Consider the following 16,245-nt stretch of genomic DNA (forward strand, 5'->3'; position numbering starts at 1 on the left):
TTCGTGCCGGCCGAGTCCGGCACCGCCCTCCACCGGCGCGCCCGGTGATGACGCGTCTCCACGCCCTCCCCGGGCCCGTGGGAGAGTGGAACGGTGAACCGACTGGCGCATGAGACCTCCCCGTATCTCCTCCAGCACGCCGACAACCCCGTCGACTGGTGGCCCTGGTCGGCCGAGGCCTTCGACGAGGCCCGCAAGACGAACAAACCCCTGCTGCTGAGCGTCGGATACAGCAGCTGCCACTGGTGTCACGTCATGGCCCACGAATCGTTCGAGGACCGGGCCACCGCCGAGTACCTCAACGAACACTTCGTCAGCGTCAAGGTCGACCGCGAGGAGCGGCCCGACGTCGACGCGGTCTACATGGAGGCCGTGCAGGCCGCCACCGGGCAGGGCGGCTGGCCCATGACCGTGTTCCTCACGCCGGACGCCGAACCCTTCTACTTCGGCACGTACTTCCCGCCCGCGCCCCGGCACGGCATGCCCTCCTTCCGGCAGGTGCTGGAAGGGGTCCGGCAGGCCTGGGACACGCGCAGGGACGAGGTCGGCGAGATCGCCGGGAAGATCGTGCGCGACCTCGCCCAGCGGGAGATCAGCCACCAGGGCGACCGGGTGCCCGGCGAGGAGGAGCTGGCGCAGGCGCTGCTCGGGCTGACCCGGGAGTACGACCCGCAGCGCGGCGGATTCGGCGGGGCGCCGAAGTTCCCGCCGTCCATGGTGCTGGAGTTCCTGCTGCGCCACCACGCGCGGACCGGCGCCGAGGGTGCGCTGCAGATGGCGCAGGACACCTGCGAGCGCATGGCCCGGGGCGGGATCTACGACCAGTTGGGCGGCGGCTTCGCGCGGTACTCCGTCGACCGCGACTGGGTCGTGCCCCACTTCGAGAAGATGCTCTACGACAACGCGCTGCTCTGCCGCGTGTACGCGCACCTGTGGCGGGCCACGGGCTCGGACCTCGCCCGGCGGGTCGCCCTGGAGACCGCCGACTTCATCGTCCGTGAACTGCGCACCGAGCAGGGCGGGTTCGCCTCGGCGCTCGACGCCGACAGCGACGACGGCAGCGGACGGCACGTCGAGGGGGCGTACTACGTCTGGACGCCGGAGCGGCTGCGCGCCGTCCTCGGGGACGCGGACGGCGACCTCGCCGCCCAGTACTTCGGCGTGACCGAGGAGGGCACCTTCGAGCACGGGCAGTCCGTCCTCCAGCTTCCCGAGCAGGACACCCTCGTCGACGCCGGGAAGATCGCCTCCGTCAGGGAACGGCTGCTGGACGAGCGTCGCCGGCGGCCCGCGCCCGGCCGGGACGACAAGGTCGTCGCCGCCTGGAACGGGCTCGCGATCGCCGCGCTCGCCGAGACCGGCGCCTACTTCGAGCGGCCCGATCTCGTCGAGGCCGCGGTCGGTGCCGCCGACCTCCTGGTGCGCGTGCACCTCGACGAGCACGCCCGGCTCACCCGGACCAGCAGGGACGGCCGCGCCGGCACCAACGCCGGGGTGCTGGAGGACTACGGTGACGTCGCCGAGGGCTTCCTCGCGCTCGCCTCCGTGACGGGGGAGGGCGTCTGGCTCGACTTCGCCGGGCTGCTCCTCGACCATGTGCTCACGCGTTTCGCCGACCCGGACACCGGCGCGCTGTACGACACGGCCGCCGACGCCGAGCGGCTCATCCGCCGCCCGCAGGACCCCACCGACAACGCCACCCCCTCCGGCTGGACCGCCGCGGCGGGCGCGCTGCTCGGCTATGCCGCGCACACCGGCTCCGAGCCCCATCGGGCCGCCGCCGAACGGGCGTCGGGAGTCGTCACGACGCTCGGGCCGCGGGTGCCGCGGTTCATCGGCTGGGGGCTCGCCGTCGCCGAGGCCCTGCGCGACGGGCCGCGGGAGATCGCCGTCGTCGGCCCCGGCACGACCGCCGACGAGAGCACGACCGCCCTGCACCGCACCGCACTTCTGGGTACCGCCCCCGGTGCGGTCGTCGCCGTCGGCGCCGCGGGGAGCGACGAGTTCCCGCTGCTCGCGGACCGCCCGCTCGTCGCCGGCAAGCCCGCGGCCTACGTCTGCCGCAACTTCACGTGCGAGGCGCCGACGACCGACCCGGAGCGGCTGCGCACGGCCCTGACGGAGCACTGAGAAGCGAAGGGGGACGTCCGCCGCGGGACGGGGGTCGTCAGGCGCCGTTGAGGATCATCGCGCCGAGAGTGAGCTGAGCACCCCACTGCAGCCACACGGCCCCGGCCCTGGCGCTCCGCCACCGGGCCCGGGGCCACACCAGCGCCCCCACACCCGTGGCGAGCGCCAGCCAGAAGACGGTGTAGAGGGCCGAGCCGGGGATGGCCGAGCACTGTTCGCCGTACTCCAGGCACCTGCTCCCGCGCTCGCCCGAGAGCACGACCAGCCAGGCGAGGACGACGATCGGCAGGAGCGACAACAGACCGACCACGGCCCACACGGTGATGAAGCGGTCCTTCTGCTGCGGGGTGAGCGTGTACTGCTGATCGGTGGTGGTGTCCATGACCCCATCCCACCGCGCCGGCCCGGCCGCGCGGATCGGCGCCCGTACTCAGTCCTTGTGGGTACGCACGCTCAACGCCCGCTCCACGATCGCCTCCAGCTGGTCGTGGTGCGCGCCCTTCCAGTACGCCCGGCCGCAGGACGTGCACTGGGCGAAGACGTCGTACGAGCGCTGGGTGCCGGATTCGAGCCGGTCGGCCAGTTCGTCCTTCGTGGCCTGCTTCAGCAGGCCGTTGCAGGCCGTGCAGCGGGTCCAGGGGTGCAGGTCGGGGGCGAAGCGGTCGAGGATGTCGTGGAGTTGGTCGTCGGGGCGGGTGCTGTAGACGAAGGCGCCGGCCCACAGTTCGCGGCGGCGCAGCAGGCCCCGGTCGCGGCTGAGTATCACGCGCTTCTCGGCCGCCGAGCGGGTGGCGAGGGCGGGGTCGCCGATGTCCGTCGACTCGTACGCCGTGTCCACGCCGAGGAGGCGGAGGCGGCGGGCCAGGGTGCCCAGGTGGACGTCGAGGAGGAAGCGGAGCGGGGCGCCGGGGATCCGCTGGGGGCGCTCGACGGGGCGCACGCGCACCTGCTCGCCCGCCCGCGGAATGTGCGACACCGGCACCTCGCGGCCGTCCACGACCAGCGCGCCGACCTCGGTCAGCGGGACGCCCAGGGACTCGATGACATGGCCGAGGGTGGAGACGCCGTCCGTGGCCAGCACCGTCGCACCGGCGCGCCGGGACTGCGGTACGAACACATGGAGCGCGGGGGCGACTTCGACGTGGATCTCGGCTGCGTTCACCTCGTCAGCATCGCATGCCGGGGCGGGGCGCCCTCAGGGGTTTTCGCGGGGCAGGCCCCGGTCCAGGACGGTCAGGGCCCGCTCCATGAGGTCGCCCAGCTCGCCCCGGAAGTCGTTCTCCGCCCAGTACATGGAGACCTCCATCAGGCCACCGACGAGGGACATCGCGTAGACGCGGACCTCCAGGCCGTCGGGGTCCAGGCCGTAGCGTTCGGCGAGGGCGCCGCGGAGCAGGCGGCCGGTCTCCGACATGCTCTCGAACATCCGGGAGCGGACGGCGGGGACCTGTACCCCGAGGTGGGTGCGCAGACGGACCACCTCGGGGTCCTCGCCCGTGTTGGCCTCCAGGGCCTTGTGCATGACGTGCCGCATCGACTCCATCCACGGCTCGTCGGCGGGCCGGGCGCGCAACTCCTCCACGATCAGCGCGTCGTACTCGTCCGTGAGGACGATGTCCTCCTTCGTCGGGAAGTACCGGAAGACGGTCGACGGCGACACCTCGGCCCGCTCGGCGATCTGCTCGACCGTCGTGGCGTCGTACCCCTGCTCCCTGATCAGCGCGTACGTCGCCGTGCGGATCGCCTCGCGGGTCTTGATCTTCTTGCGCTCGCGCAGGCCCAGCTGGGGGCGCTCGGCGGGGGTGAGAGGGGAACGTGCGGCCGTCATACGGTTCATTGTCAGGCATCCTCCGAGGCGACGACCATGGCGGCGCCGCCGCTTTCCGCCTCCCGCGCGGGTGATGCCGTCCTCGGCAGGAGGACCGCTGCCGGCAGTGCGGCGACCAGCGCGGCGATCCCGCACACCAGCAGGACCACGCCCATGCCGTGGACGTAGGCGTCGTTCGCGGAGGCGGCGAGGCGGGCCGCGCTCCCGGGGCTCGTCTTCTGGGCGATCAGGTGCGCGGCGACCACCGAGTCGCCGGCGGTGTGCGCGGCCTGCGGGGGCAGTCCGGTGACGTCGAGCCGGTCGCGGAAGATCCCGGCGAGCAGGCTGCCCAGCAGGGCGATGCCGACGGCGGCGCCGACCTGGCGCAGTGTCATCAGCAGGCCCGAGCCGCTTCCCGCCCGGTCGCGCGGCAGGGTGCCGAGGGCGCCGTCCATCGCGGGCACGACGGCGAAGCCGAAGCCGATACCGGTGAGCGACAGCCACAGCGCGATGAAGCCGTAGCCGGAGCCCGCCGTCGTACGGCTGCCGAGCAGCGCGGCGAAGGCCAGCACCACCAGCCCGGCGCTCACCACGGCCCGCCCGCCGAACCGGGCGACGACCGGCTGGGCGCCCCGCGCGGCCACCATCAGGCCGCCCATCATCGGCAGCAGCCGCACGCCGGTGCCGAGGGCGTCGTGGCCGAGGACGGCCTGGAGATACGGGGGCAGCACGAACATCAGGCCCGACAGCACGAAGTTCACCAGGGTGGCGGCGAGCGTGTTGAACAGGAAGCCGCGGTGGGCCAGCAGCGTCATGTCGAGCATGGGGCGCTCGGCCCGCCGCTCGCGCAGCACGAGTGCCGTGAGGAGCACCGCGGCCGCCGCGAACATCGTCAGGATCAGCGGGTCGCTCCAGCCCCGGCCGGACGCCTCGATGATCGCGTAGACGAGCGCGCCGAGGCCGGTCGCGGTGAGCGCCGTGGACAGGACGTCGACCCGCGGGGAGGCGGGGTCGCGGGTCTCGGGGAGCAGGAAGACACAGGCCGCGATCCCGATCGCGGCCATCGGGACGTTGACCAGGAAGACCGAGCCCCACCAGAAGTGGTTCAGCAGCCAGCCGCCGATGATCGGGCCGAGCGGCAGGCCGAGCGCGGAGGCCGCGGAGATGATGCCGACGGCCTTGGCGCGCTCGTCGGCGCCGAAGAGCGAGGGCAGCACGGACAGGGCGAGCGGGGTGACGAGCGCGCCGCCGACGCCCATGAACGCCCGGGCCGCGACGACCCAGTTCACGTCGGAGGCCAGCGCGCCCGCCAGCGAGCCGGCGAGGAAGAGGGCGAGCCCGGTGATCAGCATCCGGCGCCGCCCGAACCGGTCGCCGAGGAGGCCGGCGGGGAGCATCAGGGCGGCGAAGACGACGACGTACGCGTCCGCCATCCATTGCTGCCGGCCGGTGCCGGCGCCCAGCTCGGCGGCCATCGTCGGCAGCGCCACGTTGAGGATCGTCATGTCGAAGCCGAGCGTGATCATGCTCGCGACCAGGGCCCCGAGGGCCCACCAGCGTCGAGGGTTCGCAGTGACGGCAACCATGAAAAGAAAGTAACTCTCAAAATGATGAGACTGTCAACAAGGAGACGCTTCCGCATGTCTGCGGGCGCACGAAAGACGGCCACAGCTCGCAGGAGCTGTGGCCGTGGGGGACGGTGCGGGGGTGGGTTATGCGTGCTGGTAGGCCACCAGGGAGATGCCGACGTAGTGCACGACGAACGCGGCCAGGGTGAAGGAGTGGAAGACCTCGTGGAAGCCGAACCAGCGCGGTGACGGGTTCGGCCGCTTGATGCCGTAGACGACGCCGCCGGCGCTGTAGAGCAGGCCGCCGACGATCACGAGGACCAGGACGGCGATGCCGCCCGTGCGCATGAAGTCCGGCAGGAAGAAGACGGCCGCCCAGCCCATCGCGAGGTAGCAGGGCGTGTAGAGCCAGCGGGGGGCGCCGACCCAGAAGACGCGGAAGACGATGCCGGCCGCGGCGGCGGCCCAGATCCCCCACAGCAGCCACTCGCCCTTGCCGCCCGGCAGGAGCAGCAGGGTCAGCGGGGTGTAGGTGCCCGCGATGATCAGGAAGATGTTGGCGTGGTCGAGGCGGCGCAGCACGCCGTCCATCCGCGGGCTCCAGTTGCCCCGGTGGTACAGCGCGCTGACGCCGAAGAGCAGGCAGGCCGTCAGGATGTAGATGCCGCAGGCGATGCGGCCTCTGGTGGAGTCGGCGAGGGCGGTGAGCACCAGCCCCGCGATGAGCACGGCCGGGAACATGCCGAGGTGCAGCCAGCCGCGCAGCTTCGGCTTGACCTGCTGAGGCAGGGAGAGCGCGGCGGGACCGCGGCCGTGGGCCGGCGTGTCCGTGGGCGCGTCGGGGACGGACGCAGTCATGCGCGCATGGTACCTACGACACCGTAAGTCGCCCGTCAACGGCTGATGGTGACCAGGGAAAACGCAAAAGAACTTTCAGCTGAATCCAACATGGACGCAAAGAATCATGGAACTCGTGAAAATCGTGGCATGGGTCACTCCGCTCACCTGTGACACCCCCTGGACAGATGGGCATTCGCATCGGATGATCAAATGAGTGCGGTCGGCACCGGATGAGCGCACGCCTGATCGGCGCAGCGAAGCATCCGGGCCGCGGCCCCCACGGGGCGACCAACCAAAAACCCTCACTTAGGAGCAACCGTGGCGCGCGACAACGCGGCTCCCCTCCCCACCAACCACCAGGAACTGATCTCGTGGGTCAACGAGATCGCCGAACTGACGCAGCCGGACAGCGTGGTCTGGTGCGACGGCTCCGAGGCCGAGTACGAGCGGCTCGCCGACGAACTGGTCGCCAAGGGAACGTTCAGGAAGCTCGACCCGATCAAGCGCCCGCACTCCTACCACGCCGCCTCCGACCCGTCCGACGTCGCGCGCGTCGAGGACCGGACCTTCATCTGCTCCGAGAAGGAGGAGGACGCCGGTCCCACCAACCACTGGAAGGCCCCCGCCGAGATGCGGGAGATCTTCGCCGGTGAGAAGGGGGTCTTCCGCGGCTCGATGCGCGGCCGGACGATGTACGTCGTCCCGTTCTGCATGGGCCCGCTCGGCTCCAAGCTGTCCGCGATCGGCGTGGAGATCACGGACTCCGCCTACGTCGCCGTCTCCATGCGCACGATGACGCGCATGGGCCAGGCCGTCCTCGACGAACTGGGCGACGACGGCTTCTTCGTGAAGGCCGTGCACAGCCTCGGTGCCCCGCTGGAGGAGGGCCAGCAGGACGTTCCGTGGCCGTGCAACTCCACCAAGTACATCTCGCACTTCCCCGAGGACCGCGAGATCTGGTCCTACGGCTCCGGCTACGGCGGCAACGCCCTGCTCGGCAAGAAGTGCTACGCGCTGCGGATCGCCTCCGTCATGGCGCGTGACGAGGGCTGGCTCGCCGAGCACATGCTGATCCTCAAGCTCACCCCGCCGCAGGGCGGGTCCAAGTACGTCGCCGCGGCCTTCCCGAGCGCCTGCGGCAAGACCAACCTCGCCATGCTGGAGCCCACGATCTCCGGCTGGACCGTGGAGACCATCGGCGACGACATCGCCTGGATGCGCTTCGGCGAGGACGGCCGCCTGTACGCGATCAACCCCGAGGCCGGCTTCTTCGGCGTCGCGCCCGGCACCGGTGAGCACACCAACGCCAACGCGATGAAGACCCTGTGGGGCAACGCGGTCTTCACCAACGTCGCGCTCACCGACGACGGCGACGTCTGGTGGGAGGGCATGACGGAGGAGACCCCGGCCCACCTGACCGACTGGAAGGGCCGCGACTGGACCCCGGAGTCGGCCGAGCCCGCCGCGCACCCCAACTCCCGCTTCACGGTCTCCGCCGCCCAGTGCCCGATCATCGCGCCCGAGTGGGAGGACCCCAGGGGCGTGCCGATCTCGGCGATCCTCTTCGGCGGCCGCCGCGCCTCCGCGGTGCCGCTGGTGACCGAGTCCTTCGACTGGAACCACGGCGTCTTCCTCGGCGCCAACGTGGCCTCCGAGAAGACCGCCGCCGCCGAGGGCAAGGTCGGCGAGCTGCGCCGCGACCCGTTCGCCATGCTGCCGTTCTGCGGCTACAACATGGGCGACTACATGGGCCACTGGATCGACGTCGCCAAGGACAAGGACCAGGCCAAGCTGCCGAAGATCTACTACGTCAACTGGTTCCGCAAGAACGACGAGGGCACGTTCGTCTGGCCGGGCTTCGGCGAGAACTCCCGCGTCCTGAAGTGGATCGTGGAGCGCCTGGACGGCAGGGCCGAGGGCGTCGAGACCCCGATCGGCGTGCTCCCCGCGAAGGGCGCGCTGGACACCCACGGTCTCGAACTGTCCGAGTCCGACCTGGACTTCCTGCTCACGGTCGACAAGGAGGTGTGGCGCGAGGAGGCCGCGCTGGTCCCCGAGCACCTGAACACCTTCGGCGACCACACCCCGAAGGAGCTGTGGGACCAGTACCGCGCCCTGGTGGAGCGCCTCGGCTAGTTCCGTGGTTCCGCCCCGGACTCCACGGCCGGTTGGGATGCCCTGACCAGTGATCGTCACGACCGGCCGTGGGACGACCCCGGGTGCCCCGCACAACGGCGTGCGGGGCACCCGTGTCAGCCGCCCCGGTCCTCCAGGTAGCGCGTATGCGCCTCCTGCCGGCGCCCCTCCGTGTCCCGCAGCGCCGAGGCCAGCCGCTCGGCCTCCTCGTGCAGCGCGCCGAGCTGGCGCTCCAGGTGCCGTTCGGGCGGTTCGGTGCCCGGGGTCAGCCGGGTCCACCAGCGGGTGCGGACGAAGGCGTCGACCGCCTCCGGGACGTCCTGCCGTACCGCCCGGGACACCGCGTGCACGCCCTCCGGGTCCTGGGCCAGGGCCTCGGCGACCCAGCCCGGTTCCAGCAGCGCGGCCAGCAGCTCGGTGAGGGCGGCGAGCCGGGCGGTGGCCCCGGACGGCAGGTCGACACCGGCCAGACAGTCCGTCAGCTTCCCGAAGTCGGCCCGGACGGACTCCAGTTGCTCCAGCGGGCCCGGGAAGCCGGGCAGTGCGGGCCGCTCGGGCGGAGCGATCAGCGCGCCCGCGCCGTACAGCCCCGCGACCACGACCGGCCAGTACGGCCCCGCGACCCCGGTGAAGGTCAGCACCAGGCCGACGAGCCCGCCGGCGGCGCCGGTCAGGTTCTTGCGGGACTCCAGGTAGCCGAGGACCCTACTGGTAGCCACGGATCTCCTCGAAGGCGCCGTCCAGCGAGCCGCTGCGGCCGTCGAAGAGGCGCCCGCCGGTCAGGTCGGCGATGTGCTGCAGCTCCGTACGGGAGGAGTCGCCGAACAGGATCGGGAAGACGGGGGTGTCCCGCCCGGTGCCGGTCAGGGAGCGGTAGAAGCCGTCGAAGTCGCCCGCCCCGGCGCCCGCGTTGTTCTCGCCGTCGGTCATCAGCACGATCGAGGTGAACGTGTCCTTGCCGTCGCCGAGCCGGTCGTACGCCTTCTCCAGCGAGGTGTAGATCGCGGTGCCGCCGGCGGCGCTGAGCGCGTCGGTGTCCCGGCGGATCGCGGTCAGCCCGGCCTGCGGGTCCTTCGGGTCGACGACCTCGGTGCGCACGCTCTTCACGCCGGTGCTGAACGACAGCAGTGTCACCTCCTCGCGGTCCCGGAAGTCGCCGGTCAGCCCGGTGAGTGCTCGCTTCAGCGCGGTCAGCCGCTCGCCCGCCATCGAGCCGGAGGTGTCGAGGACGTACACCGTGCGCGAGGGGCGGCGCAGCTCGTTCTCGTACGCGTGCACCAGCCCGTCGGCCACCGACCGGCTGCCGGGGAAGGGCAGTTCGCGGCGCCGGGTGGTGTCGAGACCGGCCGCGGGCGCGACGGAGGCGACGACCGGGCGGCGGTGCGTGGTGTCCGTGATCAGCTTCTGCACGGCGTCGGTGCGCAGGTCGTCGGTGACCCTGCGGACCTCCTCGCGGGTGCGGGCGTCGGAGGCGGCGAGCGAGGAGAGCGGATAGTCGGCGGTGACGACACCGTCGCGGGGGCGGATCACGGTCAGGCCCGGGATGCCCTTGAGGACGGACTCGTAGTTGAGCAGGGCGTCGACCGTGCCGCGCCGCTTGTACGCCGTCGCCAGCCAGCCCGACGACCCGGAGGTCAGCTTCTGTCCCTGGAAGAACTCCTTCAGCCGGGGCGTCGCCTTGGTGACGTCGGCGTCGGTGAGCGCGGACTGGGCGCCGGACAGCGCCGAGGCGACCGAGACCAGCGTGGCGAAACCGGAGTTGGAGCGGGCCGGATCGGTCATGCCGTACGTCAGCCTGCCCTCCTGCACGGCCTGTTCGACCTGCCCCCAGGTGACCTGGTCCGGCTGCCAGCCGAGGGCCTTGACGGTGGCCGGCCTGACGCCGACGGCGACCGGGCTGGACATCACCGGCGTCTCGGAGACCACCTTCCTCGCCGCGTCGGGCCGCAGCCGCAGGTAGTCGTCCGAGGACAGCCACAGCGCGTCGTACCTGCCGTCCGCCCCGCCCCTGGCCAGCAGGTCCACGGCGTCCAGGGTGCCCATGTAGGTGGGCCGGAGCGTGATGCCGGTGTCCTTGCGGACGCGGTCGAGGACGGCCGTCATGTCGCTGAGCTCGCTGGAGGCGAGCACACGCAGGGTGCCGGGCCGCGGGGCGGCGGGATCGTCCTTCGCGTGGTCCTGCGCCGAGGTGCAGCCGCCGAGCAGTACGGCGGCCACCGTGACCAGGGCCGCGGCGTGGCGCCGTCTCATCCGAGCCCACCCCCGTCCGCCGGCGCCCCCTGAGCCCGGCTGCGCTCCAAGTACGCGGTGGCGCTCTGCAGTTCGTCGGTCAGCGAGGCCACCGTCGAGGCCATCACCTCGGTCGCCTGGACCTTGTAGCCGTCGATGGCGTCGAGGGTGCGGTAGATCTGCTGGAACGCGCCGCGCAGTGTCGCCACGCCGACGGCCGGGTCGGCGGCGATGCGCTGGATCTCGCCGCTCTGCGTGGCGAGCATCTCGGCGTTGCCCCGGATCAGCTCCTCGGTCGTGCCCCGCAGGGCGTTGACCTGCTCGACGACCTTCTTCTGGCTGTCGAGTGCGGAGGCCAGCATCACGGAGATCCGCAGCGCCGAGACGGTGGTCGTGGCGGCCCGGTCGACCCCCTTGACCAACTCGTCGTTGCTGCGGCGTACGACGTCCATGGCGAGGTAGCCCTGGGCGCACACCGCGAGCTGGGTCAGCAGGTCCTGGTGCTTCTGCCGGACCGGGAAGAGCACGTCGGCGCGGAGGGAGTCGGCCGCCTCGGGGTCGCCCACGCCCGCGATGTGCTCCTCGACGGCGTTGTCCAGGGCCTGGGTGAGCACGACGTGCTCCTGGAGCTTGCCCATGGTCTCCCACAGGCGCACCCGCTCGGTCTGCAACGCGGCGTTGTCCCGGCGCAGTTCGTCCTGCCCGCCGCGCAGCGCGCCCACGATCCTGTTGAGCGTGGCCTGCGAGGAGGCGTACTTGGCGACGTGGTCGCGCAGCCGGTCGCCGCCGGGCAGCCTGGACAGGAACCTGCGGCCCCTGCTCGCGGGCAGGTCCCGTGGATCCAGGTCCTCCACGACGCGCCGCAGCTCCACGAGCGACCCGGCGACCTTCGCCTGGGCGTCCCCGCCCTTGCCGGGCAGGCTGCGCAGGGTGCGCTCCAGCATGCGGTTGGACTGGGCGGCGGCGGTGCGCATCTCGCCCGAGCCGAGCGCGGTGATCTCGCCGACCCTGCCCGCGAACTCGGGCGAGCGGGCGTCGAGCGCGGCGAGTCCCGCCACGTAGTCGGCGGCCTTGCGCGCCATCTCCTCCCGTACCCCGTCCGCGACGGGCACCAGCCCGCCGGCCTTCTCCCGGGGCACGGGCACCGCCGGTTCGGGTGGTGTGAGGACGAAGTCGCCGTCGTCACCGGTCACTTGAGGGTCCCCCCGTCTGTGCGCTTCATCCCCGGGCCCGGCGGGCCATCTCGTGCAGCACCGCGGAGGTGGGCACGGGCGCCTGCCGGACGCCGGTGAGCTTCTGGTTGAGATAGCCGGTCGCACCGGCGGTGGCCGACAGGAACTCGCTCGCGTCGCCCTGCGGCCGGAACCCGTGCCGGACGGCCAGCAGGCGCAGGGTCGGATCGGTGCTGAGCAGGTCGCCGAGCGCCCGGCCGGCGGCGTCGAGCGGTACGACGGTGTGGTCGCTGTTGACCGTGGTGTCCGGGTAGAGCACCACGAGGTCGTCCACCGTGTGCTGCTGCTGGAGCAGCGCCGCGATCTGGGACTCGTAGACGAGCACCAGCGGGTTCCCGGCGCCGCTGACGAAGTCCCGGAACACCGCGTCCGAACTGGACTGCTGGGCGCCCTGGACGCTGACGAGCTGATGCAGCAGGGGAGCGGTCCGGTCGACGTCGGCGTTGCTCGCGACGACCTTGCCGCCGTCCGCGACGTAGGAGGCGGCGGCGAGGTACAGCGCGCCGGAGTTCGAGGTCTCCGGATCGGTGCTCGTGATGTAGAGCGTCCCGGTCAACTCCCCGTGCGCTGAAGCCCCTTTGAGCTGCTGCCAGGTCCGCCCCTGCCTGGCCGCGTCGAGGTAGGCACCCATTTTCAGGGTGCCCCGGTTCCTGCCGTCGAGCACCGCGAGCCCGCCTGCCGCGAGCACACCGGCCGCGCTGCGGTGGGCCACGACGACGAGCGGCGAGTAGAAGGGCCGGGGCAGCGGCTCCTGGGCGTGGTACTTGGCGGCCAGCGCGTCGGCGGGCGCCTGACTGGAGGGGAACGCGAAGTCGTACCCCTTGAGGTCCAGCCCCTCCATGGCCCAGGAGCCGGAGGACTCGACCTGCACGGTGTAGCCCTTGGCGGCGAGGGCCTTCACCACGTCGGGATCGGCGAAGAAGTCCGCCTTCTCCGAACCGATCACTCCCCGCACGGTCTTCGTTGCCGTGCCCTTGTCGTCCCCATGCCGGCCCGCGACGACGGCAGCCACCACACCGCCGATCAGCAGCACCGCGAGGACGATTCCCGCGATTCGTCTCACGCCGGGGAGCGTGCTCCCGGAATTCCACGTTCCCCGGCGCCGAAGGTGAACGCCCGGTGAACCACCGGTCCCGGATCCCCACGGGCACGGCGGCTCGCCCCGCGGGGGGCCGCGGCCGGGGTCAGTGGGCGGTGCTGAGCTGCTTCGGGTCGGCGATCGCCGCCGCGTGGGCGTCCATGCGCTCCGCCGTCAGGATCGCCACCGCCGTGTCCGCCCGTGACGCGGCGACGACGAGGGCGCGGCCCGCGAGGGTGTGCGCGCGCCGGTGCAGGGCTGCGGGGTCACCGGTGGCGGACGCCGTGGCCCGCAGCGGGGGGCGTCCGCCGCGGAGCCGGGTCACCTGTGCGGCGAGCCGCTCGGCGGCGGTGTCCAGGTCGGCGGACGGGGCCGGCCCGCGCAGTTCGTCGGTGACCGCGAGCAGTGCGGCGAGGTGTCCGGCGAGCTGGATGTCCAGCTCCTCCTCGCGCGACCGGTGGGGGAAGTCGGAGGAGGCGCCGGCCATCGTGCTGTGCACCGACTTGCTGCGGATCGGTTCGTACATGGGGGATGGCCTCCTGTGCGTGACAGGAAGCCATCCTAGCTTAGAATTCGTCTAAAGTTGAGTCGGTTCACGGAACGCGGCCCACCGGCTACGGTCCGCTCGGCTACGCCTGGCTGTATCCGTCCAGGAAGTTCCCGATCCGGGTGATCGCGTCCCGCAGATCGCCGACCGACGGCAGGGTCACCACCCGGAAGTGGTCCGGCTCGGGCCAGTTGAAGCCCGTGCCCTGGACGACCATGATCTTCTCCTGGCGGAGCAGGTCCAGGACCATCTGCCGGTCGTCCTTGATCTTGAAGACCTGCGGGTCGAGGCGCGGGAAGAGGTACAACGCGCCCCTGGGCCGCACGCAGCTCACGCCCGGGATCTGGGTCAGCAGCTCATGGGCGGTGTCGATCTGCTCCTTCAGCCGGCCGCCCGGCAGCACCAGGTCGTTGATCGACTGGCGGCCGCTGAGCGCGGCGACCACGCCGTGCTGTCCCGGCATGTTGGCGCACAGGCGCATGTTCGCCAGGATCGTCAGGCCCTCGATGTAGGAGTCGGCGTGCGCGCGCGGCCCGGAGATCGACATCCAGCCCACCCGGTAGCCGGCCACCCGGTACGCCTTCGACATGCCGTTGAAGGTGAGGGTGAGCAGATCGGGGGCGACCTTCGCGGTCGGGGTGTGCGTGGCGCCGTCGTAGAGGATCTTGTCGTAGATCTCGTCGGAGCAGACCAGCAGGTTGTGCCGGCGGGCGATGTCCGTCAGCCCCTTGAGCACCGCCTCGTCGTAGACCGCGCCCGTGGGGTTGTTCGGGTTGATGATCACGATCGCCTTGGTGCGGTCGGTGACCTTGCGCTCGATGTCGGCGAGGTCCGGCGTCCAGTCCGCCTGCTCGTCGCAGCGGTAGTGCACGGCCGTGCCGCCGGCGAGGGAGACCGCGGCGGTCCACAGCGGGTAGTCCGGCGCCGGTACGAGCACCTCGTCGCCGTCGTCGAGCAGGCCCTGCATGGCCATCACGATCAGCTCGGAGACGCCGTTGCCGATGAAGACGTGTTCGACGTCGGTCTCGATGCCGAGCGTCTGGTTGTGCATGACGACCGCGCGCCGGGCGGCCAGCAGACCCTTGGCGTCGCCGTACCCGTGGGCCGTCGAGACGTTGCGGAGGATGTCCTCCAGGATCTCCGGCGGGCACTCGAAGCCGAAGGCGGCGGGGTTGCCGGTGTTCAGCTTGAGGATGCGATGGCCCGCAGACTCAAGCCGCATCGCCTCCTCGAGCACCGGGCCCCGGATCTCGTAACAGACGTTGGCGAGCTTGGTCGACTGGATCACCTGCATGTCCGTGAGCTTACGACCCGATAACGCCTCATGGGCCGTGTTTCCCGCCACGTGGGACGCGGAGGTTCGTCGCGTCGACGCCGATCACCTCCCCGGGGCTCGGTCGCGGGCCCCGGCAGCGCTGCTTCAGGAGCTGCCGGATCTGGAGGGCGCCGCGGACGGGGGGCCGGTGCCCCCGACGCCGTGCGCGGGCGCGCAGGTGCTCTCGGCGGACGACCGCCCGGGCGACAGCGACCTGGAGGTGCGGCGCCCGGGACGCCGGGCGGGTCCTCGTCGGTAACCGGATCGACCCGCTGCTCCCGGACGTGGGGCGGAGCTGGGACGGCGACGCGGGGTTCGCCGCGCTGCGGGAGGTGCCGGCCGTTCGCGCGGACGGCCGGGCCGCGCACAGGGAAACCCCTATGGCGCCCTCCGCCTTCTTGTTCACACCCCCCTCTCACCTTGAGAATGCGCATGACAAACACGAGGGCGGCCGGAAGATCTCCGGTCGCCCATGTCGTCAGAGGGGACCCCCACATGAACAAGCCTCTCCTTGCCGTGCTCTCCTCCGTGGCCCTGGCCGCCCTGGGTGCGACCCCGGCGGTGGCCGCTCCGCACCCGGCGCAGCCGCACACCGCCAGGACGCCCGCGGCCAAGGCGGTCACGGTCGACTTCGCCGGGACCGTCTCGCTCAGCAACTGCTCCGGCTCGGTCATCCGCTTCCCCGGCTCCGCGGACACCGACCCGGCCCTCGTCCTCACCAACGGCCACTGCCTGGAGACCGGCTTCCCCGGTCCCGGTGAGGTCATCACCGGCCAGTCCTCCAGCCGCACCTTCGGCCTGCTGAACTCCGCCGGCAACAAGATCGCCACCCTGCGCGCCAACCAGGTCGTGTACTCGACCATGACGGACACGGACGTCACGATCTACCGCACGACCACCACGTACGCGGCGATCAAGAAGAGCTACGGCATCAGCCCGCTGACCGTGCAGGACACCCACCCGACCGCCGGCGCCGCGATCAAGGTCGTCTCCGGCTACTGGAAGACGATCTACAGCTGCGACGTCGACGGGTTCGTGTACCGGCTGAAGGAGGGCGACTGGACCTGGAAGGACTCCGTCCGCTACACCTCCGCCTGCAACACCATCGGCGGCACCTCCGGCTCACCGGTGATCGACACCGCCACCGGCAACGTCGTGGCCGTCAACAACACCGGCAACGAGGACGGCGAGCGCTGCACCGAGAACAACCCCTGCGAGGTCGACGAGAGCGGCAACGTCACCGTCCGCCAGGGCATCAACTACGCCGAGGAGACGTACGAGATCCCGGCCTGCTTCACCACCGGGAACAAGCTGAACCTGGACGCCTCCGGCTGCACCCTGCCCAAGCCGTAGGCGGACAGGG

Annotated in this window: 14 protein-coding genes; 3 read left to right on the top strand and 11 right to left on the bottom strand. The window is 71.6% G+C overall.

Annotation, left to right across the window (positions count from 1 at the left end; translation table 11 throughout):
• Positions 1–93 precede the first annotated feature (93 nt).
• Positions 94–2,130 carry a thioredoxin domain-containing protein gene (locus BIV25_RS36890; RefSeq protein ID WP_071376898.1) on the top strand — a complete coding sequence of 679 codons (2,037 nt, stop codon included), beginning with the start codon at positions 94–96 and terminating at the stop codon, positions 2,128–2,130.
• A gap of 37 nt (positions 2,131–2,167) precedes the next feature.
• Here BIV25_RS36890 and BIV25_RS36895 read toward each other — a convergent pair whose 3' ends face one another.
• The 5 genes from BIV25_RS36895 to BIV25_RS36915 form a co-directional block, all read right to left on the bottom strand.
• Positions 2,168–2,512, bottom strand: a complete 345-nt coding sequence (locus tag BIV25_RS36895) for a hypothetical protein (protein WP_071376899.1) — start codon at positions 2,510–2,512, stop codon at positions 2,168–2,170.
• Between the two features lie 48 nt (positions 2,513–2,560).
• Positions 2,561–3,292: a Mut7-C RNAse domain-containing protein gene (locus BIV25_RS36900; protein WP_071376900.1), complete on the bottom strand. Its 732-nt coding sequence runs from the start codon at positions 3,290–3,292 to the stop codon at positions 2,561–2,563.
• 33 nt (positions 3,293–3,325) lie between these two features.
• Positions 3,326–3,967: a TetR/AcrR family transcriptional regulator gene (locus tag BIV25_RS36905; RefSeq protein ID WP_071376901.1), complete on the bottom strand. Its 642-nt coding sequence runs from the start codon at positions 3,965–3,967 to the stop codon at positions 3,326–3,328.
• A 2-nt stretch (positions 3,968–3,969) separates the two neighbouring features.
• Positions 3,970–5,523, bottom strand: a complete 1,554-nt coding sequence (locus BIV25_RS36910; RefSeq protein ID WP_071376902.1) for an MFS transporter — start codon at positions 5,521–5,523, stop codon at positions 3,970–3,972.
• A gap of 126 nt (positions 5,524–5,649) precedes the next feature.
• Positions 5,650–6,363, bottom strand: coding sequence for a hemolysin III family protein (locus BIV25_RS36915; protein WP_071376903.1), 714 nt, complete (start codon positions 6,361–6,363; stop codon positions 5,650–5,652).
• 300 nt (positions 6,364–6,663) lie between these two features.
• Here BIV25_RS36915 and BIV25_RS36920 point away from each other — a divergent pair, with 300 nt between their 5' ends.
• The gene (locus BIV25_RS36920; RefSeq protein WP_071376904.1) at positions 6,664–8,481 is read left to right on the top strand and encodes a phosphoenolpyruvate carboxykinase (GTP); all 1,818 of its coding nucleotides are present in this window, start codon (positions 6,664–6,666) and stop codon (positions 8,479–8,481) included.
• Between the two features lie 116 nt (positions 8,482–8,597).
• On the opposite strand, the gene BIV25_RS36925 is transcribed toward BIV25_RS36920, so the two are convergent.
• The 6 genes from BIV25_RS36925 to BIV25_RS36950 all read right to left on the bottom strand — a co-directional run bounded on the left by BIV25_RS36925 (position 8,598) and on the right by BIV25_RS36950 (position 14,861).
• Entirely contained in the window at positions 8,598–9,200 is a 603-nt protein-coding gene (locus tag BIV25_RS36925; protein ID WP_071376905.1) for a hypothetical protein, read from the bottom strand.
• On the bottom strand, positions 9,187–10,731 hold the full coding sequence (locus BIV25_RS36930) for a substrate-binding and VWA domain-containing protein (protein ID WP_071376906.1): 1,545 nt from the start codon (positions 10,729–10,731) through the stop codon (positions 9,187–9,189). The genes BIV25_RS36925 and BIV25_RS36930 overlap by 14 nt, the downstream gene beginning before the upstream one ends.
• Positions 10,728–11,903, bottom strand: coding sequence for a toxic anion resistance protein (locus BIV25_RS36935; protein WP_071376907.1), 1,176 nt, complete (start codon positions 11,901–11,903; stop codon positions 10,728–10,730). Before BIV25_RS36935 ends, BIV25_RS36930 begins: the two co-directional genes overlap by 4 nt.
• Before the next feature lie 25 nt (positions 11,904–11,928).
• Positions 11,929–13,005, bottom strand: a complete 1,077-nt coding sequence (locus BIV25_RS36940; protein WP_071376908.1) for a substrate-binding domain-containing protein — start codon at positions 13,003–13,005, stop codon at positions 11,929–11,931.
• Between the two features lie 121 nt (positions 13,006–13,126).
• The gene (locus tag BIV25_RS36945) at positions 13,127–13,546 is read right to left on the bottom strand and encodes a hypothetical protein (RefSeq protein ID WP_071376909.1); all 420 of its coding nucleotides are present in this window, start codon (positions 13,544–13,546) and stop codon (positions 13,127–13,129) included.
• A 103-nt stretch (positions 13,547–13,649) separates the two neighbouring features.
• Positions 13,650–14,861: a pyridoxal phosphate-dependent aminotransferase gene (locus BIV25_RS36950; RefSeq protein ID WP_071376910.1), complete on the bottom strand. Its 1,212-nt coding sequence runs from the start codon at positions 14,859–14,861 to the stop codon at positions 13,650–13,652.
• 516 nt (positions 14,862–15,377) lie between these two features.
• Here BIV25_RS36950 and BIV25_RS36960 point away from each other — a divergent pair.
• Positions 15,378–16,235: a serine protease gene (locus tag BIV25_RS36960; RefSeq protein WP_071376912.1), complete on the top strand. Its 858-nt coding sequence runs from the start codon at positions 15,378–15,380 to the stop codon at positions 16,233–16,235.
• Positions 16,236–16,245 lie beyond the last annotated feature (10 nt).

The sequence above is a fragment of the Streptomyces sp. MUSC 14 genome (assembly GCF_001866675.1).
Lineage (GTDB): Bacteria > Actinomycetota > Actinomycetes > Streptomycetales > Streptomycetaceae > Streptomyces.

Coding starts and splice junctions, on each gene's coding strand:
- BIV25_RS36895 (WP_071376899.1), bottom strand. CDS start 2,512: ATGGACACCACCACCGATCAGCAGTACACGCTCACCCCGCAGCAGAAG.
- BIV25_RS36905 (WP_071376901.1), bottom strand. CDS start 3,967: ATGAACCGTATGACGGCCGCACGTTCCCCTCTCACCCCCGCCGAGCGC.
- BIV25_RS36910 (WP_071376902.1), bottom strand. CDS start 5,523: ATGGTTGCCGTCACTGCGAACCCTCGACGCTGGTGGGCCCTCGGGGCC.
- BIV25_RS36915 (WP_071376903.1), bottom strand. CDS start 6,363: ATGACTGCGTCCGTCCCCGACGCGCCCACGGACACGCCGGCCCACGGC.
- BIV25_RS36930 (WP_071376906.1), bottom strand. CDS start 10,731: ATGAGACGGCGCCACGCCGCGGCCCTGGTCACGGTGGCCGCCGTACTG.
- BIV25_RS36945 (WP_071376909.1), bottom strand. CDS start 13,546: ATGTACGAACCGATCCGCAGCAAGTCGGTGCACAGCACGATGGCCGGC.
- BIV25_RS36950 (WP_071376910.1), bottom strand. CDS start 14,861: ATGCAGGTGATCCAGTCGACCAAGCTCGCCAACGTCTGTTACGAGATC.
- BIV25_RS36960 (WP_071376912.1), top strand. CDS start 15,378: ATGAACAAGCCTCTCCTTGCCGTGCTCTCCTCCGTGGCCCTGGCCGCC.